This window comes from Arthrobacter sp. 9AX (assembly GCF_902506095.1).
In the GTDB taxonomy this organism is placed as follows: domain Bacteria; phylum Actinomycetota; class Actinomycetes; order Actinomycetales; family Micrococcaceae; genus Arthrobacter.
Map to the genome: position 1 here is coordinate 4,104,451 of NZ_LR733293.1, position 21,001 is coordinate 4,125,451.

Below are 21,001 nucleotides of genomic sequence, written 5' to 3' on the forward strand. Positions count from 1 at the left end.
TCATGTTCGCCTCCGGCGCCCCCGCAGCGCTGCTCGAAACAGTGCCGTGGATTGGCGGCAAGCACGACGCCGGAATCAATGTCGAAGCCCACGACCCCTCCAGGCAGCGAGCCACCGCGGAGACCGCTGCCACTGAAACGATGAATCCTTGGGTTACCGCCGTAGCATCCAGCAAGGGCACAGCCGACGACTGACCTAGGCGAATGAGACGACGAACCTGAAGTCCCCAACCAACCTGCCGGGCCACTGGAAGCTGGGGAGTCTGAAGCAGAAGAAGCCGCTGGTGGCGAGACCACGCAGACCACCACATGGGAGTCCTACTTTCCGCGGACGGTCCATTCAAGGGATGCAAGCCCCGTTAGTGGCGGGCACGACCAACAAGCTCAAAGCTCTCCCGTGTGAGCGGCCCCCCGAAGGCCTCTTCTGAAGATCGCAGGGTTCCCGTACCAGACAGTGGGCCGGCCCTTAGCCGAGGTGATGGACCAGTAACGGAGCAGTAACGCTGAACGGAAACGATAGCTAGGAGGAGCCATGACGCTACGAGCTATATCGGGCTTCAAGCCCATGGGGGGCGCGCCTCATTCAGAAACGTGCAAATCAGGGAGGTCTAGGTGGTCAGGGCCTACTTTGGCTTTGAAGCTTTCGCGTTATCCAGGTTTCGTGCTTGGGCGCAAATAGTTCAGACGCGGTGCTTGGAACAAAGGAGCAACAGTCGCAAGCTCTTGAGGAGGTGAGGCGGATGTCGCAGTCGACAAGGAAGCTAGGCTTTTGGATGCCAGTGGTAGCGGGGGCAATGGCGGTCAACCTGTTAACCGCTTCATGCTCATCTCAAACAGACAACACTGGATCCTCGTCAGCACCTACGCCGGAAACGTCAGGCAGCAATACTGGAGTCCAAACCCCTGCCCCATCGGGCACAGACACTCCGGACGCAACGCTGAGGGTTCCAACAGATCTGGTCAATAAGACCGTTGAGGATGCCAGCGCACAACTTTTGGCCGCCGGAATCCTCTTCACCACACTCTTAGAGGAAGCTGAAGAATCTCAGGTCGGCAGGGTGGTCAGGGTGGAACCGGCCGCCGGGACAGTGCTTAGAGAAAATGACAGGATTCACCTGATAGTTGGAAAGACCAAAGATGGAACTCCCTCCACGCCAGTCCGGCCTGGGGACCTTACTATTACAGGTGTCGAATTCATCAGGATACCACCGGCTGCTAATTGCCAGATCGTCGTCACTGTCTTTAATAATTTATCAAGGACAGCAGATAGGATCAACGTCACGGGTCATGTGCAGATGCGCGATCAAGATAGTTCCAGATTTACACTCGATTTCAGTCGCCATGAAGGACTGCAGAATCTTGAACCGCAAACACAGCATCCAATCTACGGTGAAGTTACATTCGAACGTGGAGTCACTGCAAGTTATCAGTTCCAAGTTGTGCAGGACACCCAGGTAATTGATGAAGTGGCTGAACAACTGGCAACGTGTGAATGATTTAGATATGCCTACCCATTCGAGAAACTCACCCGTCGTACGGTAATGGGATCAGGGAGTGATGGCTTATGGAGCGGCGCCTTCCCGTCTCAGGGGGCGGACTGCCCAACCCCAGAGCTGGCTGGCAAGAAGACCCTTTAATGTTTTTTCTTGCATTCACGGCGGCAATTACTTCAATTGCTGCCCTTCTACTCCATCTGGCTGATTTCATTCGCATGCCTTACACCTTGTCCTTCGTCACACTCCCTGGGATGGTCATCTTGTTGGGCATTCGAATCAGGGCAGGCCATGCGGGACGCGACATCATAGTACAGCGCTTGAGTGCTGGATTCGTTGGTGGAATTCTTGGCCTTGGTGCCTACAACCTTGTCCGTTGGATTATTGGTTTGCTACTTGCAGCGGACTTGTCACCATTCTATTCCATCTACATTTTCGGATCTCTAATTACGGGAAAAACGCCCAATTCAAGCCTTTCAATTCTTTTTGGCTGGGCATATCACATAAGCAATGGAATAACTTTCGCGATCATCTATGCCCTATTTGCAGGAGCTGCGCGGTGGCACTACGGGCTTCTTTGGGGTCTGGCATTGGAGGTGGCAATGCTAGCAATTTATCCTTCCAGCACGCTCTTGCGGCCGCCTGCCCTGATGCCGTTTGTCACCATTAGTCTCGCTGCCCACGCGTCGTACGGCGTGGCTATAGGGCTTTATGTTCAGCGGCGATGCTCATTGCCAGCCACAGCGGTGCTGAGATGATTCAGAACCTGCGGCGCCTTTGGGGCTTCATTGCCTACGTCATATTCTTCGCATGGCTAGACTGGATGACCCACCGAAGCGTTCCTTTTATTGTGTTCGTTGGAGGGGCGGTTATCCTTGGAGCACTATTTCGAGCCCGAATCGGTGGTGCGATACAGGCGATGTCCCTAAGAGATACCTCAGGGTGGACAAATAGATTCGTGAACGGCTGGTTGGTGCTTCCTTGGAAGATGCGAAGGACACTGGTGGCGCTAACGCCGCTTCTCTACTTTTTACTCCGTGGCCAGGGAACCTCGGGGGCAGGAGGTGCTGTACTTTTAGGCGCCGCCGCTGTCGCCGTGCCAGTCATACTCATGGGTGACCAAATAGACCGTTTACTACAACGCTACTACCTGCGGCGAGACGCCTTGCTCCCCCGATGGCTTCGCTTGGTTCTGGCCCCGGCGGTGGCTATCGTTCTGGCTTTCGCTATAGTGCACGGTTCAATTCTTGACTTACCTGCACTATTTGGTGGCGCTACATTGACGCCTCGTTCGCCAGTGGGGTTGGACGGACGCTTCTTTCTCGCCACTTTGATCGCTAGCGCGTTCTCAGTGCTGCTGATTCGCGAACGGGGGACCTCTTGACCAACACCCTCGCCGGCGCAACAGTCTCGCATCTCGTCAAGATGGCTGTCAGTGGTGTTCTTACTGCGATGTTCATCTTGTTAGTTGCGGGCCCTGCTGCTGCCGACAACTGCGATATTTTCGTCTCCCCGCAGGATTGTCAGAATACTGGGTGGACCATCGGCATCATCGCTACAGCAGGGGGCGCCGCGGCCGCGGCTATTGCCGCCGCTTCCAAGGGCAGCCCTAAGCCGAAGGTCAAAAAGAGAAAGTTTAAAAACTGCGGAACGGCTAGTGACTGGCTCAATTCGGGCGTCGAGACTGGCAGTGCTGCGACGGGATTCACTCCCGTGCTTGGGAAGCCACAGTTAGCAGGAAACAACGGTGACGGATACGAAGTGTCGGTAGACGTTACTTGGAAGTTGAACCCCAGTAAGACGGCCACGGTCATGGAAGTTCCTGAGTGGCCAAATATGTCGGAAGCGGACAAGGCAGCCGTACAGGAGTACTCTGATGCGCTTCGAGCTCATGAAGAGGGCCATCATGAGCGAGCCATTGACTTCATGTCAAGAAACGGAAAAACGATCACAGGCGAGGGTGGGACTCGGAAGGAGGCCCAAGCGGACTTGCAACGGAAACTTGATGAATACATGGCCGAGTCCAAAGACCAGTTGGATGAAGTTTCAAAGTCTTACGATGAAACCACTGATCATGGCCGCAATCAATCTGCTGTAGGCGGTCGTGACGTACGACTGAACTGCCCCCCTGGCATTTCATAGCAGGGCAATAAATTTTCGTGATGCGATAGCGCAAGTTCATCGGTAGGAGCGCCTGCTTTCCGCCCTCGCAACTCACCAGCAACTACCCGTCAGCAGGTGCAACCAACCTATTGGCTGAGTAAACCTGGGCCGGCAAGAACACTCCCTCGAGCCCGTCCGATGCACAGGTGGAAATGTTTTGTTCGTCCAGCGCCAAAATTTGACTACAGCTCAATGTCAGGTCCACCCCCTAGCAGCTTCGAGTTTCCCCGCAGAAATTGAGCTGTCGTCCCGCCGCCTCGATCCGGCGCACTCTCAAGGTGGCGCTTCAAAGCTGTCGGCTATAGACGACGGCATCAGTTGCTGCTGATGCGGCTGCAGCAAATTCCGGTTCAACCTACCTAGGCGTCCGGTCGGCACCAACCACAAGCATCAAATCCAGACTTTCTTGCTTCTAACGGTGTGTCAAAAAGAACGACTCGCAGTATTTCGTTGATTTGGCAGTTAGCACTCATTCGGGCAAGGTCATGAAATTCGTGAGTTGAATCATTACCGAGGAACCCGGCGCCACACCCTACCGCCGTAACGTTTCTTACTGGCGTTCCGAGGATCTGCCCTACTCTTTCGAAGAGCATTTCATCCCAAAGAGCTTCTGCGTGATTGAACGGAAGCGTCTCATGGGAAGCGCCTGTAAGTTGTGAGCTCCTCACGGTAACGCAAGAGTCACCCCTTCCCTCCACCTGTTCCTCAAAAAGTAGACCGTCCGGAACCGAGTCCAGCAACGGTGAAATGATCGGCAGCTCGCTGGCTTCCTCTGTCCAGTCAAAGCGCACGTCTGGAAAGCCACCGGGAAGATAGCTCGAAAGGGTATACCTCCAGAAGAACAGGCCGGAGAACCTTACAGATGAACCGCCGAAAGTGTGGAAATCAATCGATGGTGTGTCCGCTGGCATCGACAGACTGTTGAAAATTGGGTTGTTTGGCAGGAGTTGGCGGGCACCCGGCGTCACGTCGTACCAGTCAAAAATACGATCAAGTGCATATCTGATCAGAAATTGTGGACTTAGAAAGTCGATCTCCGGAATGGGCAAGAAATTCCCCAGGAGAGCGTCTACCATGTCCCCAATTTTCCCTTTCGCCAAGGGGGCGTTAGTGGCGCCGTGGGGAGTTCCTACCGTAATCACCTTACTGATCCAGTCCGGTCCATCTTGTAAATGATCAGCGAGGTATCGACGAACGAGAATGCCCCCGCGACTGTGCGCCAGCACCACGACCCTCTTGTTCGCGAGAGGCCCCTGCAGGACCTGCTGCCTGATAAAGGGAATGATGTGAGACTCAAGCTGACGGAGCGGGACGTCGACGGTTTCCTGGTTACCGTCTTGGCTGTAGTTGATGACGGTATGACCCATGCCGCGCAGGACTCCGGCCCAACATCGGATATCCGAGCGCATGTCGGCTAGGGACGGAGGAAGGAGGAATCCGGTCGGAGGTGGAATGAAGTTGTCATTGTCGTGGCGGTCTCGCGGCGTTCGATGCTGCCAATGGAGCCCGCGCCATTGCGGCTGTCTCCAATCATTGATGCTTCCGCCAAGGCCGTGAAGCAGGAGAACTACTTCTCGATCACTGCGTCTAGCTTCAGGCGTAGAAGGATGTACTTGCAAATAGCCGAATTCCCTCCCCAAGCTGGTCAATGGGGACCTCCTCCGGTTCGCAGGGACATAATCTTCTTCTTGAGGATAAGTGCGTGGCCGTTACTGGGCCGTTACTTGGGGGCCAGTTCCTACCGTCCGACTGGTAGCTTCCCCAGGAGCTGTTAGACCTCATTGTCCGTAACCTTGACAAAAGCATCGGACGCGAATTGCAAATGGCACCCTGGAATCCCGCAGTAACGCTGTAGTAACGCCACGTGAGATATGTGTCCTTTATCAGAATCCGTCACGGGGGGTTCTCAGCCGAGCCAGGAGGTTTCGTTGGAAAATACCGATGATTCGTCAGCAGCGGACAGCGCGTTAGACCAAGAAAGTATCGCGAGGGCTGCGGACCTGCTTGCCAGCCTGCCGCCTAGTTACAAACTTCCCGAGGGGTTCGCCGAGGTGTTCACAGAGCGAAATACCTTGAGGTACCGCATAGCTCTTGTACCCGCGCACCGCCATGAAGACCTCTTGGGGAAAATACGAGGCAGTTACAGCACCTATATGCTGCTGGGCTCAGGGAGTAGCCAAACTGATTCTTTGGGGCAGGCGTTTATTGACGTGGACGATCTGCTTCGTGCCGTCAGAGGGGGCAGGCCCATGCATAAGGGTATACATCCTTGGCCGGATGGGAATGTGGGCGGCAGAAATGATGTGGTTCCTTACGATGTGTTGGTTACGGGAGTTCCGGTCACTGTAGTAACTGGAACCGGCGACATCCCCACGCTATTCACAACCAAGAATCAGGAAGTAGCCGATTACGATGGTCGCGGAATGACACTTGCCTCGTGGTACGAACCGGCGCCTCGTAGCGGTAGGTCAGCAGGGAGCATTCTCGTAACGAGCTTTGCTCTCGACGGGGCCATCAGAGGAGACGAGGCGTTCGACTGGCAAACCTCCGTAGAAGTCGTTTTCGGACGCGCCGCCATCTACTGAAGTTGGGGGGCTACGCTGCCCGTGCAGCTTGGTCGCGCGAGCCGAATCTGATCTCGAGCAGTCGGGCGGTCTGCTGCGGCAACTGTTTCCCCTGGCAGGTGCGGTGTACGGCGCCCCCATTCACACATTTAGCCCGCTGAGACAAGCCCGGTCCACGCCTGTGTGATGACGGCACGTAAATGCCAAACCCAGCGGGGTGCTGAAGACCTCAACGGGCAACCCTATCTGCTCAGGTCTTTTTGCGGTTGCTTCGCAACGCCAAGGCCGTGCGCACGGTCCGCGCCTTTGTGGCCTTACCGCGCGAAGACGAGACAGCTGCTGCTGGTGGAGTTGCGTGGTTCCGATCGGCGTTGAGTCGAGCCTGCACGGCTTTCCGTCGTTCTGCTAAGTCGTAAGTCGCTGCAGTTTCATCCGCTGGCTGTTCGGGCTTAGCGTTGTCAGCTTCGACGTTTCGGCGACGGGCCTTGTCGGCCCGTTCGGCTTCCGCGAGGAGCTGGTCGGCTTGGGCTTTTCCGCTAATGCTGCCGTACGTTCTTCTCAGTAGGAGGCGACACCGAAAAGGTTGCCGATGGTGTCGGACGTGGCGGGTAACAGCGATCATGACGTAGGGCCATTGGCCTAAGTCCCAGCCCTCGCAGCCCCACACACCAAGGATTGCCCAGCCCTCGGCATCGATCAGCTCCATCCAGTCGCAGCCGCCGTTTTCGTGGTAGTCACGAAGGACGGATACTGCCTCGATTACTTCGTTGGTGTCGGCCGTAGTGGCGGTGTCGGTTGCAATGGCGTTCATGGTTTTCGTCTCTGCCGCGGAGAAGCCCTTTATCGGGCATCGTGCGCACCTCGCATCGAGCCTCTGCTAATCACGGCTCCGGGATAGTCCGAGATTGTGCGATGAGGGATCCGCCACCGGGCAATCCATTCAATGCCCGTTTGACCGAGCCATGGTCACGCTACCCATGGAACCGGGCGGTGCGGATAATGACTGACACCATCGCAATAGATCCAAAGCCCCTCCTTAGAGCTATTCGATTTGGAACCGGCCAGCATCCCGACTAACGGAGGCAAGATGGCAACGAAGGAAGAAGTGCAGCGAAGGCTTCAACGCATCTTGCGCTGGTTCCTTCCAGTAATGATCATCATGCTGATCTCAACCGTTTTAAGTCTCGTTGGTATCGATTCGGAGGCGTGGTTCTGGACCCGGAGTATTCTCTTCGGCGTCGCTGTCGTCGTAGTCTGCGTCCAAGTCACCAGATTCTCATTGTGGCAGCGGGACGAGTACTGGCGCGGACACGGACGGGACCCTAAGTACCCGGACCGCTTCCCCTCGCGTGGCACTGCTGATTGGGCAACATGACGACAGCAACGGGTGTGAAGTACGAGACGAGGTCCGTCAAGACTTCCCTCTTCGCCTGGACATCAAGCTTTCTTGGAGAGCTTAGAGTGACGCGACCTTTCCCCAAAACGCCGCCATCTATCGCTCATCCCAGTCTCCCGACCTACTAGTGCCGCGGAGACTCACCTTTATCAACAAGTTTATTCTGATACATATAAAGCGAGAAAGCGGAGATTGCTTTGATCAGACTCCCTGAACCCATGCTTGGGCGCCAATGCATCGCCGCAACGTTTTCTCTGAAGCCCTCCCGCAGCGGCGTTGCAGATAGGGCAAGCACTGGTCTTCCCGATAGCCGCAAATTCGAAATACGTTTCTCCGCTGCTTTCGGATTGCGAGGCAGCGCAACGAGCGTAAGTCGGCCAGCGGCACCATATTGGACGCTAATCTCGTCATCTTTACCACCTAGCACTTTTCGATATTTTATACCTTCTTCAGTGAGAGCGTCCACGATCTGACGTTTGAGAACGTAAATCTCTGCATCTGTTGAACTGCTGGTCGTCCCCTCGGTCTTTTCGACGTACTCCAAGGCTGCTTCATACGCACGATCAACTTCTGTGAACAAAGTGCCGAGCGCCAGGGCGGTCGAATTCTTGGACGCATTCTTCGACACCCGGCCTGGGCCTTGCTCTTGCACATCCACCGGACCGTCAGTCGTGGTGGGTGGAATCGCAACGTCAACCGGGACCTCCGCATCCGCCGGGACCTCCGCCTCGACCGGGACCTCCTCAGTTTTATCAGGCAGTTCCCGCACTAAGAGGGACATGAAGTTTGAGCACGCTTTCTTCTGAAGGTCGGATACTGCCTCAACTTCAAGTTGGCTCAAAAGAATTGTGGCAAAACCCTCAGATATCGCATTGTCCTTATTTTCTGCCTTCGAGGGGAAGGCTCGCTCAGTTATCCACTCGTATCTTTCCCACCAGTTCTCTGCGTGATCCTTTGCCTTTGTATGCTTTAGTTGAGCGAACACGACCGCGGCTGTGATGACGGCTGCGAGTAGAGCTGCAACTCCTCCCACTGCTGGGCTTACAAAGAGCCGTCCGAGATATGACTGGACCCGCTGCTCAGTTTGCTGAACTATGAAGGCTTTAAAAGTTTGATCGCCGACGTTTAGCAGAAAAGCTGCGGCTAAAGTCAAAATGGCTCCGAGAGCAATACAAGCAACAAGAGTTACCCACTCTTTGCGAATGATTCCAACAAACTCGCCAAATTCACTCCGGATGCTTTGGCCTTTAGCACTGACGATCGCGCTTCTTAGAGATGCAATCTCGGCTTTCCTCTGAGCGACTTCAGCGCGAAGTGCAGCCACTTGGCTCTTCTTATCAACGGTTCCCCCGTCACTTGCCAACTCATCCTGATTTTTAGCCGGAGGGGACTCCCCTGCGTTCTCCATTTTGGTCCTCTCAGCTTCAAGCCCAGCTGCTTCGTTCACGCGTCTTTTAGCCTCCTGCCGCCGGGAAGTTTCTCACCCCTAGGGTCGACTGATGGGCGTTCGTCCCGTGGGCAAGAGCAGCGTCCGATAAACGAATGGGCTAGCGTTCCGCTGCTCGTACCCGAGCGCCCGGAGCGCTCCGTGACTAGCAAGCCAGTCCACCACCTTCGGCATCTAAGCCCTACTGGGTCCGCGGCCCTTTGTGTCGTCATGAGCGAAGCGTGTATCCGCCAGGGCTGGATGAGCCACGGGGCGACGAACGAGAGGGCGCCGCGGACGTTCACGTGCCGGGCCCAGCCGCCAACGTGTACGATCTCGCGCAGGAGGTACTCCTCGCATTTTGCGAATGCATGCCGTTGACCCCGCCTGGACGGCGGGTACGGCACCGCGGCGCGGCCCGGGTCCGTCGGGTACGGGACTGTCTTCGAATTGAACTCGTGCCACCATTGGCGCAGACGTCCACCATTCGTCTTGCCATTGCTCATTCGCTCCCCCTCCACCCTCTGTACTGACGACGATACCGGGGTCACCGGCTCCCGATCGGCGTCCGCCGCTAAACACCGATGCGCGGCGTCATGGCCCTGTCCCAGTAGCCGGTCGATCACCGGACGTTTTGCGGCCCGCCAGGGGATCCCTTGCGGGCCGCACCCGTCGCCAAATAACGCCGAAAAAAGACCGCCATTTACCGCCAGAAGTCACACTCCGGCCTTTTCGGAGACTTGTCGCCACGAGGTCAGAAACGGTCGTTTTGGAAGCGTCACTCTCCGGCGACCCCGCCATGTACCGGCTAACGCGACGATGGACGGACAGGCCTCTTTCGAACCGGCCACCCGGAGCGCCCACCGCCAACGTTCCCAAATACGTGAGGGTAAATAAAGAAAGCGTGGCAGCGTCAGGCATCAGGGCCATCTCCCCGACCTGGCTCAGAGAAGGTGGGGACGTGTCGGTGCTGCGTCTTGATTTCCCATCGCGTTACGGGCGCGGCACTGCCCCGACGAGAACACTGGCGTGAACCTTGCGCCAACCCTCAAATTCGAGAGCCCGAGTGTCAAAGCCGGTTGTGACGAACTTTACCGTCGGCTGTCCGATATGGGTGACGGTAACGATTTCCCGGTCACCTGTAATCCCGTCGCTGCAGCTACTAACCCATTGGTCTAATTTGTCCAGTGGATAGGCGGCGACGCAGGCGATGGCGTGGTCGGAGCTTTCCGCTGCGAAATACTTGACCCGGCCGTCCTCAGTGAGGAGTCGGAAGTCGGAAGGCATGTCTGGGTCTGAGAGCAGAATGTCGTCAGGAAAGTCGTCTTTGGCTTCTGCAGGCCTTTGGACTGCGGTGATCCCTGAGTAACTGGAGCAGCCGGTAACTGCCAGAAGGACAGCGGCCGTAGTCATGAACACGCGGTATTTCAATGTTCCCCCAAACAGTTTGAACAGCCACCTTATCCTGGGTCTCGCGTCCTATAGCGACATCGCCGAAGTCATGTTTTCCCCGCTCCCCCGGCCCATGAATAGGTGTAAGCCACTACCGGCCTACTCAACATAACCGGAACGAGAAAACGCAAGAACTCACCTAAAGCAGGCGGAAGGACCATCAGCCAGGGACTTGACCCCGCCGCCCCACACACCTGAATAGAACGGCAGCCAGGCTAGAGCCGCGACCCAGCCGTCAGAGCGAAGCAACCACAAGCTTTGTACACACGTCCAAGCAAAATCGCCTCTGACGAGGCAATTTGTTGTGCCCGAGGTGGGACTCGAACTACATTCCCGCCCTTGAAAATACTGGGAACCCGCGAAAACATAGGGAAACCGGCCTAGTTCGAGGCCTGTAGGACGGGATCTGAGACGGAAAGTGTGGACAATGTCCACACCCCCTAATTCAGCTCAGGACACTTCGAACGGTAGTGGCCAGGGGTTCGGCAGTGTCCGCACTTTCGGACCTTGACGTCCTTTCCCATTGGCTCATCCAATCCCTGTTCGACGGCCTGGTTCGAAGGCGTTGTACTCGGCTGCAGGTCGTCGAAATAGCCAGGTGCAGCCAAAGCGTCTGCTGCTCGTTTCAGCTCCCCTAACTCTGCGGCTGTCAGTGTCTGATCAGCGAAGGCGGCTTCTCGCATCATCTCCAGGAAGCGCTCGTTGAGGCCCCGCACTTGTTCCGCGCCCATGCCGCCACGACCGGCGACCTTTGCCAGTGCTTTAGCTTCGTCGCCGATGATCTTGCCGTCTTCCAAAGCGACAGCCAGCAACTCAAGGTACTCGGTGGCGGCCGCGTCACTTACATCGCCTGTGCTGATGGGTAGTCGGGACATCAGCGAAGACATCCAACCCTCGGTGCCTTTCCTCAAGGCAACTGCCCGGGTTACCGGGCTGACGGCTCCGAGCTTGTATGGATCGAAGAGCCCGCGGGACGGGTCGTGTCCGAATTCAATGGCTGCCTGATACCGGTCAAGCATCAGGGGAAGCAAAGCAGCCGTGGCCCTGACATCACCGAGAGCAGCATGGGCGTCTACGAGAGGTATCCCGGCGTGCTGGGCGAGTGTACCCAGCTTGTGGTTCGGAGTATCAAAAGTTTGCTGTCCCAGCCATAGCGAGCAAAGGGCGGGCAGAGGTGGTGTAGCGACGCCAGCACGGGCAAATTCAGCAGCGAAAAACCGCTCCTCGAAAACTGCGTTGTGCGCGACAATCACTGCCCCGTCTAAACGCGCCAAGACCTCCGGCAGGACATCTGAGAAAAGCGGCGCATTCTTGACAGCGTCATTGGTGATTCCATGGACAAAAACTGCACCCGTGTCACGACCTTCCGGGTTGAGCAGCGTGGCGTATTCGTCTTCGATCCGCCCATTCTTATCAACCCGGGCAATCGCCAGTTCAATAACACGGTCACCATTGCCTGGAGAGAAACCCGTTGTCTCCACATCTATCACAGCGAAGGGACCGTCGTGGCTATAGCCCCTTCCTGAGGAAGGGCCTCCATAGCTGAACAGCTCGCCAACGCGACCCGGTTCGGCAAAGCGCATCGGCCGCTGGGAACGAACCGGCCGCTCAACGCGCGGCTGAGTATAAGTCAGTGGCGTGTTGGGCACTTCCAGCTTGGCAGGTTCAGGCCGAGCAGAAGCCGAACTACTTCCAGCCTGACGCTTCTTTTTGCGACCCCTCCACCAGAAAAAGGCGACGACAAATAGCAGACCAACTACAACTTCCATGGGAACCCTTCATCGCGGCAAGAGCCCGATATTATCACCGCAATTCACCGCCTTCCGAACAAATCGTGTTTGCTAAACGATGTCATCGACCTTCCGACTTTGCCCGCCATCTTCGCGGGATGCGTTGTGCCGCACTTTAGGAAGCTTCATCGGACAATATTGACAACAACAAAGCATGACGCGGACCAGGTAAATGGCGGCCGAAAGTCATGCCGCCTGAGCCGTCCGCAACGATGAATGAGCAAAACGCAACCTCTCTGCTCGTCATTCTGATATGTCCCAATGATCGCTGGGCGGGTCCTCCACGCAACCAGGGCGCTACCGCGCCGACCCCGGAACCGAAAACTTGCCAGAACAACGGAACCCGCTGTCCGCAGCGAAGTTTTCAGTCCCGGCGCCGGTACCCCAAGTTGCACTCCGGCCCCTCAACCCAGCGGATGGTCCCCTACCAGAACGACGCCCACAACCAACAACCGCAGAACAAACGCAATGACAAGTCTGAAAGGGAATGGGATCATGGAAAAGCTCACAATCAAGACACCATCGGATGCCCTCAGCTTCATCGGGCACACACTCGGCTTCTGGCCCCAGGAAAGCCTCGTCTGCATCACCCTGAATGACAACAGCATCGGCGCCACCCTCAGGATCGACCTTCCCCGCCAACCCGGCCAGGAACTCTCCTACGCGAAAACGGTCGCCCACTACCTCACCAGCGATACCACCGCCACTTCCGTCCTGTTCGCGGTCTACAGCAGCGAACCCTGCGAACAAGGGTCAGCCAAACCCCACGCCGCCACCATCGCCGCGCTCACCGGCGTTCTCGCCGAACAAGGCATCACCATCAGGGACGGCCTCTTCGTAGGAGACACAACCTTCTCCCCCTATGACGGCGAACCTGGCACCAGCATTGCGCTGCCCGTCAGCTCTACCCAGACCAGCGCCATTAACGCTGAATTCATCTACCGCGGCAGCTACATCCAACCCACCGACCGCATCACGCTCCCAACAAACCACGAGGCAGCAGCGAAGGCAACCGCTGTCGAAAACTACATGGAAACCATCAGGTCGCAGCGGAGCGCCGACGCACTGCAGCAGGGCCGGGAACTCTGGTCAGACATGCTCGACTCCAAGAACTTCCCGAGCGATGAGGACTGCCACGCCCTGGTCGCGCATCTTCAGTTCCCCGCAATCCGGGACCGGCTCATCGCAGACATCCCCGGCGTGGACGAACCTATGCAGCACATCCTGTTCGCCCAGACCCAATCAGCCCCGAGATGGTCACGCATCGAATGGGCACAACAACTGCTCCTGCACGCCTACACGCACACCAGCGCAGAACACGCAGCACCCGTCCTCACCGCCATCGGCTACATCAACTGGTGGGAAGGCAAAGGCAGCAAAGCCCACCAATTCCTCCAACTCGCCCTCGACACCGACCCCGCCTACCGCCTCGCCCGCCTTAGCGACCAAATGATCGGCTCCGGCCTCGTCGCCGGCTGGAACATGAACAAAAAAACCGCCTACAAAGCACTGCCCTTCGACTAGCCACAGAACATCAGCGACGCAATAGCTCTGACCGCGTGTGCCCCGGACTAGGTGTACTGAGCCGGGACGTTGTTGACATGTAGGGCTTGAAAACGAGGAGGACCTCCGGGCTAAGTGGAGCTGTCTAGTTCACACACTTTGCGCTCGGAGGTCCTCGTGTCCCACGTTAATGCCCGTCTGACAGTTCATGGAAGATGCCTGATCGTTGACCGTGTCGCCGCAGGCCGTCCGGTCGCTCATGTCGCTGCAGAGCTGGGCGTTTCCCGGCAGACCGCCTACCGGTGGATCAGACGGTTCCGGGCCGAGGGCGCGGCTGGTCTGCCAGACCGTTCAAGCCGGCCCAAGTCTTCACCGACCCGGACGAGTTCCGAACGTGAGCAAGCCGTCCTGGCCGCCCGGCGCAGTGTCAGGTTCGGGCCCCTGCGGATCGCTGCCCTCACCGGCGTCCCGGCCCGGACCGTGTCGCGGATCCTGCACCGGCACGGGGTTCCGCGGCTGGCGGACTGCGATCCGCTGACAGGTGCCCCGATCCGAGCGGCCAGAACCACGGCCAACCGGTACGAACGGGCCCGGCCAGGGGAACTGGTCCATCTGGACGTCAAGAAGCTCGGACGCATCCCGGACGGCGGCGGCTGGCGTGCCCACGGCCGCTCGGAGCAGGTCAAGGCACGCGGGATCGGCTACGACTACGTCCACGTCGCGATCGATGACCACACCCGCATCGGCTACGCCGAAGTCCTTCCCGACGAGAAGGGTGCCACCGCGGCCGGGTTCCTCACCCGCGCCGCAGGATACTTCGCCGGCCACGGCATCCACCGGATCGAACGCGTCATCACCGACAACGCCTTCGCCTACCGCAACTCCACCGCGTTCCATAGGCCGTGACCGATCTCGGAGCAGTTAAACGCTTCATCAAGCCCCACTGCCCCTGGACCAACGGCAAAGCCGAACGCTTCAACCGGACCCTGCAAAGCGAATGGGCCTATCGGCAGATCTTCACCAGCAGCAACCACCGCCAAGCCGCACTTGCGCCCTGGCTCCAGCACTACAACACTGAACGAATCCACACCGGCATCGGAACCACACCCCTCACCCGGGTGTCACCAACCTAATGGCCCAGTACAACTAGGTTCCGCGAGAGGTTTACCGCGACGCGTCAACTCGAAAGGGCACCCGATTGTCCAACAGGCTGCCGGACAATCGCGGTTGAGGAGCACCGGCTTCGTATGGGGAGACTGCAGGACGACATGCCTTAGCTGAGGCCTCTCGGTGACGCTTCTTCGGCCCTCCCGGTGTTACCAGCAACTCCACCTGCTGAGCACAGCTTTACGAAACGTCCATTATCGGCGTTTAAATAGCGGGAGTAGAAGTAGCTGCGAGAACTCCCGTAGATCGACGAATCGGACGTTTTCGGACGTAGCCTGCCATGCGTAAGACGACGTGCTCGCGCCCTGGACTGGTCACACGCGGAAGCTTACGTAGACTGGCGCGTTCGCTACCTCGTCAGGTGTGCCCTGTCGGGACTTTGGGGAGCCTATACGAGCTGTCAGGAGTGGGCGGTAACGTATTCTCCACTGGCGCTGGGCCAGGCGCGTTGACTGGGGGTAGTTTATGTCCAAGGAAGCCTTGGAGCGGGTACAGAAGCACCTGCGTAGCAGCAACAACAATTGGCCACGGGATCACTTCATGATGTCGGAGAAGGTGGCGACGTGGCTGGAGCACCGTCTGGCACGGGTAGTAGGTGACTCCGAAGTCCAGTTTCTATCTTCCACCGTGGAAGACGGGCGCGGAGGCGGCCGAGCACGCTATTCAGCCACGATCCTGACGGACGAACTGGTGATTCATGGCGAAATACAAGCTCCGGAGGACTCCGGCAGAGCTCCTTACCCGCATCAGGGCGATGTCACGGTGGTTCACCGCTCCAAGATCCAAAGCCTGACTCTCCACCACGTTGAGCCAGCTGACGACGAAGGTACGCCTGACTACGTGTCCTTCACCGCCGCCTTTGATGGCATGCCGCCAATGGTCGTCGGCATGCCGCGGTACTCGTCACAGATGGACGGGAGTACTAGTAACGCATTTGACTCTCTCATGAGGGACCTTGGGAGGACTTCACGCTGATGCCAACAGGAGAGGTCTACACGGACCAGACGAAAAACAAGTTCGTTGCGCCGCGGTGCCCTGAGTGCGGACGCCGGCTGCTTTTCCGATGGGCAGACGTAAAATCGCCGGCCGACGTGGGCGGGCGTTGGGTTCCGTCCGGATTCAAGTGCCCTGGCCGCTCGTGCCCGAACTCTGAGCCCTCGGGCGGAGGGATCCCTGGGCTGTTATCACAGCCTCGCTAGATTCAGGAGAACTCGCTGGTGTTCCGGCAGCCGTTCGAGCCGATGTTTAGGGGAGCAGCGGGGGGACCGCTCCCCTGCTCGACCAGCTTTTACAGAATCTTCATTATCGGCGTTTGAGTGGGGCCACTCTTAGGCGAGAGAATCGCTCATCGACTCTCAGATGTCCAGAGCTTTTTAGCTATGAATCTCGGAGGCGAGTTTCTAACCTTCCCGGGATGCAACAAGCGGGTCGTGTGGCCATTTCCGTGCCTGCTGTATTGGCCCCAAGCGACGGCCTGGACGGACGCCTACCGGCTCGTTCCCGGCAGCCAGTCCTGATCCCCGTCCGCATGAGGCACCCGGTGGCGGTCCTCGCCGTCGACCCGTTCCACAGCGCGACGGCGAGGACCGCCACCCACAGCAGGAACGCGCCGATGCTGATTCGCTCGCCGACGCCCAGCACGAGGTTCGGTCCTGGGGCCGCCATAAACGCGACCATGCCCATGAGCGCAGAAACAACAAGCGAGGTGATCGAGTAGACACGCATCCGGCCGTGGAACCCGGCCGCCACGAAGCACATCGCAGCAACCATGAGGGCGAGCGTGATGTTGGTGGCGACGATGTGCATCGGAATAGACGTATCGTCGCCCAGCGTGAGCGGGTATAAGGCTCCCACGATGTTAAATAGACCGTACGCGGTGAGCAGCGCGCCGCCGATCCGCAGTGGGCGGTGGCCGGATGCTGAGATCCAGACGCCCACTCCGAATGCGGTGAACAGCACCGTGTAGAACCACGTAAAGGGGAGCAGGACGTCGCGGCCAGGAGAGCCGACGGCGAACAGTTCGCTCACCATCTGCTCCATGCGGCGGTAACCGTCCCACCTGGACGCCGCGAAGCCGTCGGTGAACACCACGTAAAGCAGTGACGACAGTGGCCCGGCGGTAAGGAGGGCCCTGCGTACGGCGTCCCGGCGCGCGCTTGCAAACGCGGCGCCCAGGCGGCGCTGAGGGAGCCGTCCCCGTGCAATTGACATGTTAGAAGTCCTCAGAGCCCGCAGTGTGGCAAATGTGCAGGACCCGCGGGCCCCGGCCCACACACTGTTACCAGTTAAGCTTGGGCCTGGTCTCGGGACACCGGTAGGGCCGAACTGCCCCGCCGTTTGATTTGGGCCACGGAGCCAGCGTTGATGCGCTAGCAGTCCGGCCAGCTACCCTCCACCCGGCCCAGCTGAAATTGTGCTCCTCGATGAGCCGCCGGCTGAAGGTTGCCCGCCATTGGTAATACTCCTGTGCCGTGTGAACCTTCGCCCAGGCAGACGCTTGCTGGCCACTTCAGGCCGAGAGTGCCCCTTGGTACTCGCGTTCGTAGGTACAAAGCTCGTTTTCTAAAGGTTCTCTCGCGGCAGGAAGTTCGCCGTCACGCCCGGTCGATGGAACGGAAGATACTCACCGCAGGTGTCGCAGCCCCCGTCATCTGGGTCTTTTCCAACGAGATGGTAGCACCCACCTTTACCCGGGCTACACTCTCACTGCCACCTATTGCGCTGTGGGTCCACACCCGGGATCTGCCGGCGCGGAATGATGGATCTTCACCGTCAGCAGCACCAGGGCCGGCGCGATGAGGGCTGAGGCGCCGATAGGGACCCACACGTCCCATGGTGCGGGCATGATGGGGTCCAGGAGAAACCCGACGTCGAAGGCGATGTAGGTGACGGCGGTCGCGGTCGCCGCCTAGAATCCGAGGACGACACGGCCCGACGGCTGACGGTGGTGGCTGGAGGACTCGGCGCTAGGACCAGAATGGCCGGAAATGGTCATCCCATCCACCTCCTTCCTCGATCAGCCCATCACCTGTTGGTCGACCCACCGCTCCAACGGTGGCACCAACAGCAGCACCGCCACGACGGCGACCATCAGCACGTGCACAAACGCGTTCCAGGTAGCTGTCCCTACCGTCTCACCGGAGCGGACGGCGGCGAACCAGTAGGGTAAAAGCGTAAGAAGCCCGAGCCCCGCCGAGGCCAGGGCGGCGTATTCCCACCACCCCCATTTGGCAAACAATGCCCATGTGGCGACACAGAAACCGAGAATGGTTACCAGGGAAAGAACCATCGTGATGCTCCACAAGATCCCGGAGGTATCCAGGCCTCTGGTAGCGAAGGTGGGCGTGAGCCAAAGCCAACTGCTGCCGGCCATTAGCAAGGCGATGCCCCCCATGGTGCGAAGAGTGAACATATTCCGGCCTCCTCCATTCCAAATTTCCAGCACTGCAGATCCAGCCTTTCAGCTGCGCAGGAAGAGCCCTAGGGTCGAATGACCCGTCCCGTGACCGGACAGCGTACTGGGGGACGGATATTGCCGCTGCGGGTGTGAGCGCGGGACTCACAGTCTGAGTATCAAACCGGTGAAGCAGGTGGACGCAGGGGCTGTGTCGTCTCGGGGGGGCCGAGGCGGTGATGCCGCTTGGAATGCGCATTTCTTGAGCGCGGCCACCGGGCATACGTCCTCCTGGTAGCCCATCCCCGAATCAGCGCATTGAACTGGTCTGCCTCAGTCCCGAATCGCCCCCGTGTTCAGCCTGCTAAATAATCAGTGGGTGGATACGTTGTGGAAGAAGGATGTTCTTGGCCCCGGCTTTGAACAGCGCGAGCTCGCCCTCCCCAATGGCGCCGTGGCAACCATTATCCGATACGAATCAGCCGAGGAACCGGATCACTACCCTGTCGCGGCAGGAGCAGACGTTCTCTATGTCCACGGTTGGTCAGACTATTTCTTTCAACAGAAACTGGCCCGGTTCTGGCACCGCGACGGTGCACGGTTTTATGCCTTGGACCTGCACAACTACGGCCGAAGCCTCCGTCCGGGGAACACCCCGGGCTTTATCAGGGACCTTCGCGACTATGATCCGGATATAGCTGCAGCATTGGAGGTAATCGGCTGCGGCTCCGGTCGGCCCCTAATTTTGCTTGGCCATTCCGCCGGTGGGCTGACGCTGAGCTGGTGGGTGCACCGGCATCCCGGAATCGCAACAGCGCTGATCCTGAACAGCCCGTGGCTGGAATTCCAGGGCGCCGAGATAGGCCGCCGCGCCATTTCGCCGCTGGTCCAGCTCCAGGCGCACCGCCATCCGCTGGCTCCGCTGCCTGTTCAGGATCCGGGGATATATTCGCGCTCCTTGTCGTCCGAGTTCGGCGGGCAGTGGACCTACGACAAACGTTGGCGCCCTTACCGCGGGTTCCCGGTCACCAGTTCCTTCCTTAACGCCGTATTCCAGGCCCAGAACGCGGTCGATGCCGGGTTCAGCATCGATGTGCCGGTCTTGACCCTGCTCTCGAGCCGGGACTATCTGCAGCCCCGGTGGACCGAAACGGCCACGGAAGCCGACGTTGCCCTTAACGTCGACGTAGTTGCTCATCGCGCGCTTTCCCTCGGTAACAACGTCACCGTGCTACGGATACCGAAGGCCGTGCACGACATCTTTCTCTCCCCCGCCCCGGTGAGAAAAATCGCATACCGGGGTATAGAGCGCTGGCTTGGCGGTTATCTCAACAACTGCGACTAAGACACAGCTCTCAGCCCCAGCCATGTACACGTGACCTTCGGCCCTGTTCCGGCCGGATAATCCACGTCATTCTGAATCAAAGCACCAGCAGACCGGATAGGCCAAGGCATTGCCTGACGACGGGAAGGCATGCAAGACACTGCCGGCCCGGACGCTGGCTCCAGGGAGCGTGCACCTTCCCGGAGTCACGAAGAATGCACAGCACACGCCTTTCCGGTCACGCGGACTCAGGATTGGCTCGAGAGGATCTGCTCATGACATCTACGGCAAATGGGCCCGCAGCTGACACCAATCAGTCCGCCCAGGGCGATGACCCGCGTCTGTCCTTCGACCAGTGTTGGGACCTGCTGGCTTCAGAAACAGTTGGTCGCTTGGGTCTGGTTGTGGATGACCATCCGGAGATCTTCCCGGTGAATTACGTCTTGGACAACCGCACCATTGTCTTCCGCACCGGCCGCGGACGGAAGCTGTGGGGCGCGATGGCAGCGCGGCCGTCAGTTCTGGAAATCGACGGGTACGACCCGCCAAGCGAGGAAGCCTGGAGCGTCGTAGTCCGTGGCGAGACACAGCTCATCGATGATCATGACGAAGTGGCGCGTGTGGATTCTCAGGGCCTGCAACCCTGGCAGCCCGGGTCCAAAGACCACTACATACGCCTGACACCTCGTGTCCTGACCGGCCGCAGGTTCAAGGTAAACCCACCTGATGTGTGGACAACCAGGCCAAACGATGCACGCCGGGCTTCTTTCGAGTAGGACCCGGGTGGTTGTTTTCCACCAATCCATCGAGACAGAAGAGGTCAGGATCAGTTACATGGAAAACCAACAGAAGGTGACGCCGGCGGAGGTGCTGGAAAGTCAGGAATGCTGGGCTTTGCTGCGGCAAGTGTCCGTGGGCCGCCTGGCAGTGTTGCTGGAAGACGGCCCCGACATTTTTCCCGTCAACTACGTCACAGACCACGGAACGCTCGTCTTTCGGTCCGGGACAGGAACGAAACTCGACGCGTTGCAACGTGAATCTCCCGTGGCAATGGAAGCAGACGGAGTCGACCCGGACACCGGAGTGGCGTGGAGCGTCGTGATTCGGGGCAAAGCACAACTCCTGACAAAGACCGATGACGTCCTCGAGTCCTTCTCGCTTCCATTGTTTCCGTGGGAAGCAGGCCATAAAGATCAATTTGTACGGGTAGTGCCAAACTCCATCTCAGGACGTCGCTTCACCGTTGCGCCTCCCAATATCTGGTGGAATGTTATGCAAACGGCAAAACGGGCAGCCCCCGAATAGGCCGTGCCTTAGCGCACCTGGCTAC

The 21,001-nt window shown here is 58.5% G+C and carries 19 protein-coding genes and 1 pseudogene; 12 read left to right on the forward strand and 8 right to left on the reverse strand.

The annotated features are described in order from the left end of the window. Positions 1-2 precede the first annotated feature (2 nt). The 5 genes from BACI348_RS19045 to BACI348_RS19065 all read left to right on the forward strand — a co-directional run bounded on the left by BACI348_RS19045 (position 3) and on the right by BACI348_RS19065 (position 3,634). Positions 3-194: a hypothetical protein gene (locus BACI348_RS19045; RefSeq protein ID WP_159829210.1), complete on the forward strand. Its 192-nt coding sequence runs from the start codon at positions 3-5 to the stop codon at positions 192-194. Positions 195-308: 114 nt separating this feature from the next. After that, positions 309-362: a hypothetical protein gene (locus BACI348_RS20830; RefSeq protein WP_236557728.1), complete on the forward strand. Its 54-nt coding sequence runs from the start codon at positions 309-311 to the stop codon at positions 360-362. Between the two features lie 431 nt (positions 363-793). Then, a complete protein-coding gene (locus BACI348_RS19055; protein WP_159829212.1) occupies positions 794-1,495 on the forward strand; it encodes a PASTA domain-containing protein in 702 nt (233 codons plus the stop codon). Positions 1,496-1,635: 140 nt separating this feature from the next. After that, positions 1,636-2,250, forward strand: coding sequence for a DUF6789 family protein (locus BACI348_RS19060; RefSeq protein WP_159829214.1), 615 nt, complete (start codon positions 1,636-1,638; stop codon positions 2,248-2,250). A 622-nt stretch (positions 2,251-2,872) separates the two neighbouring features. Next, a complete protein-coding gene (locus tag BACI348_RS19065; protein WP_159829216.1) occupies positions 2,873-3,634 on the forward strand; it encodes a DUF922 domain-containing protein in 762 nt (253 codons plus the stop codon). A gap of 380 nt (positions 3,635-4,014) precedes the next feature. On the opposite strand, the gene BACI348_RS19070 is transcribed toward BACI348_RS19065, so the two are convergent. Beyond that, positions 4,015-5,304, reverse strand: coding sequence for a lipase family alpha/beta hydrolase (locus BACI348_RS19070; RefSeq protein ID WP_159829218.1), 1,290 nt, complete (start codon positions 5,302-5,304; stop codon positions 4,015-4,017). Between the two features lie 279 nt (positions 5,305-5,583). On the opposite strand from BACI348_RS19070, the gene BACI348_RS19075 reads away from it, so the two are divergent. After that, the gene (locus tag BACI348_RS19075; protein WP_159829220.1) at positions 5,584-6,240 is read left to right on the forward strand and encodes a hypothetical protein; all 657 of its coding nucleotides are present in this window, start codon (positions 5,584-5,586) and stop codon (positions 6,238-6,240) included. A gap of 229 nt (positions 6,241-6,469) precedes the next feature. Here BACI348_RS19075 and BACI348_RS19080 read toward each other — a convergent pair whose 3' ends face one another. The 4 genes from BACI348_RS19080 to BACI348_RS19095 form a co-directional block, all read right to left on the reverse strand. Beyond that, entirely contained in the window at positions 6,470-7,030 is a 561-nt protein-coding gene (locus BACI348_RS19080) for a hypothetical protein (protein ID WP_201298461.1), read from the reverse strand. Positions 7,031-7,739: 709 nt separating this feature from the next. Next, positions 7,740-9,062: a hypothetical protein gene (locus tag BACI348_RS19085; RefSeq protein WP_159829222.1), complete on the reverse strand. Its 1,323-nt coding sequence runs from the start codon at positions 9,060-9,062 to the stop codon at positions 7,740-7,742. Between the two features lie 972 nt (positions 9,063-10,034). Then, the gene (locus BACI348_RS19090; protein ID WP_159829224.1) at positions 10,035-10,454 is read right to left on the reverse strand and encodes a hypothetical protein; all 420 of its coding nucleotides are present in this window, start codon (positions 10,452-10,454) and stop codon (positions 10,035-10,037) included. A 479-nt stretch (positions 10,455-10,933) separates the two neighbouring features. After that, a complete protein-coding gene (locus BACI348_RS19095) occupies positions 10,934-12,262 on the reverse strand; it encodes a 3'-5' exonuclease (RefSeq protein WP_159829226.1) in 1,329 nt (442 codons plus the stop codon). 516 nt (positions 12,263-12,778) lie between these two features. On the opposite strand from BACI348_RS19095, the gene BACI348_RS19100 reads away from it, so the two are divergent. The 3 genes and pseudogenes from BACI348_RS19100 (at position 12,779) to BACI348_RS19110 (ending at position 15,928) form a co-directional block, all read left to right on the forward strand. After that, entirely contained in the window at positions 12,779-13,807 is a 1,029-nt protein-coding gene (locus BACI348_RS19100) for a DUF4192 domain-containing protein (protein ID WP_159829228.1), read from the forward strand. Between the two features lie 156 nt (positions 13,808-13,963). Next, a pseudogene (locus BACI348_RS19105) lies at positions 13,964-14,919 on the forward strand (IS481 family transposase). A 499-nt stretch (positions 14,920-15,418) separates the two neighbouring features. Further along, on the forward strand, positions 15,419-15,928 hold the full coding sequence (locus BACI348_RS19110) for a hypothetical protein (RefSeq protein ID WP_159829230.1): 510 nt from the start codon (positions 15,419-15,421) through the stop codon (positions 15,926-15,928). Positions 15,929-16,330: 402 nt separating this feature from the next. Here the strand turns inward: BACI348_RS19110 and BACI348_RS19115 are convergent, their stop codons facing one another. The 3 genes from BACI348_RS19115 to BACI348_RS19120 all read right to left on the reverse strand — a co-directional run bounded on the left by BACI348_RS19115 (position 16,331) and on the right by BACI348_RS19120 (position 18,365). Continuing rightward, the gene (locus BACI348_RS19115; protein WP_159829232.1) at positions 16,331-17,164 is read right to left on the reverse strand and encodes a DUF998 domain-containing protein; all 834 of its coding nucleotides are present in this window, start codon (positions 17,162-17,164) and stop codon (positions 16,331-16,333) included. A 502-nt stretch (positions 17,165-17,666) separates the two neighbouring features. Further along, entirely contained in the window at positions 17,667-17,798 is a 132-nt protein-coding gene (locus BACI348_RS20950; RefSeq protein WP_268892369.1) for a hypothetical protein, read from the reverse strand. A 171-nt stretch (positions 17,799-17,969) separates the two neighbouring features. Beyond that, positions 17,970-18,365: a hypothetical protein gene (locus BACI348_RS19120; RefSeq protein WP_159829234.1), complete on the reverse strand. Its 396-nt coding sequence runs from the start codon at positions 18,363-18,365 to the stop codon at positions 17,970-17,972. A gap of 334 nt (positions 18,366-18,699) precedes the next feature. On the opposite strand from BACI348_RS19120, the gene BACI348_RS19125 reads away from it, so the two are divergent. The 3 genes from BACI348_RS19125 (at position 18,700) to BACI348_RS19135 (ending at position 20,976) form a co-directional block, all read left to right on the forward strand. Beyond that, entirely contained in the window at positions 18,700-19,692 is a 993-nt protein-coding gene (locus BACI348_RS19125; RefSeq protein ID WP_236557642.1) for an alpha/beta hydrolase, read from the forward strand. Positions 19,693-19,946: 254 nt separating this feature from the next. After that, on the forward strand, positions 19,947-20,447 hold the full coding sequence (locus BACI348_RS19130; RefSeq protein WP_159829236.1) for a pyridoxamine 5'-phosphate oxidase family protein: 501 nt from the start codon (positions 19,947-19,949) through the stop codon (positions 20,445-20,447). A gap of 58 nt (positions 20,448-20,505) precedes the next feature. Beyond that, positions 20,506-20,976, forward strand: a complete 471-nt coding sequence (locus tag BACI348_RS19135) for a pyridoxamine 5'-phosphate oxidase family protein (RefSeq protein WP_159829238.1) — start codon at positions 20,506-20,508, stop codon at positions 20,974-20,976. The last annotated feature ends 25 nt before the right edge of the window (positions 20,977-21,001 follow it).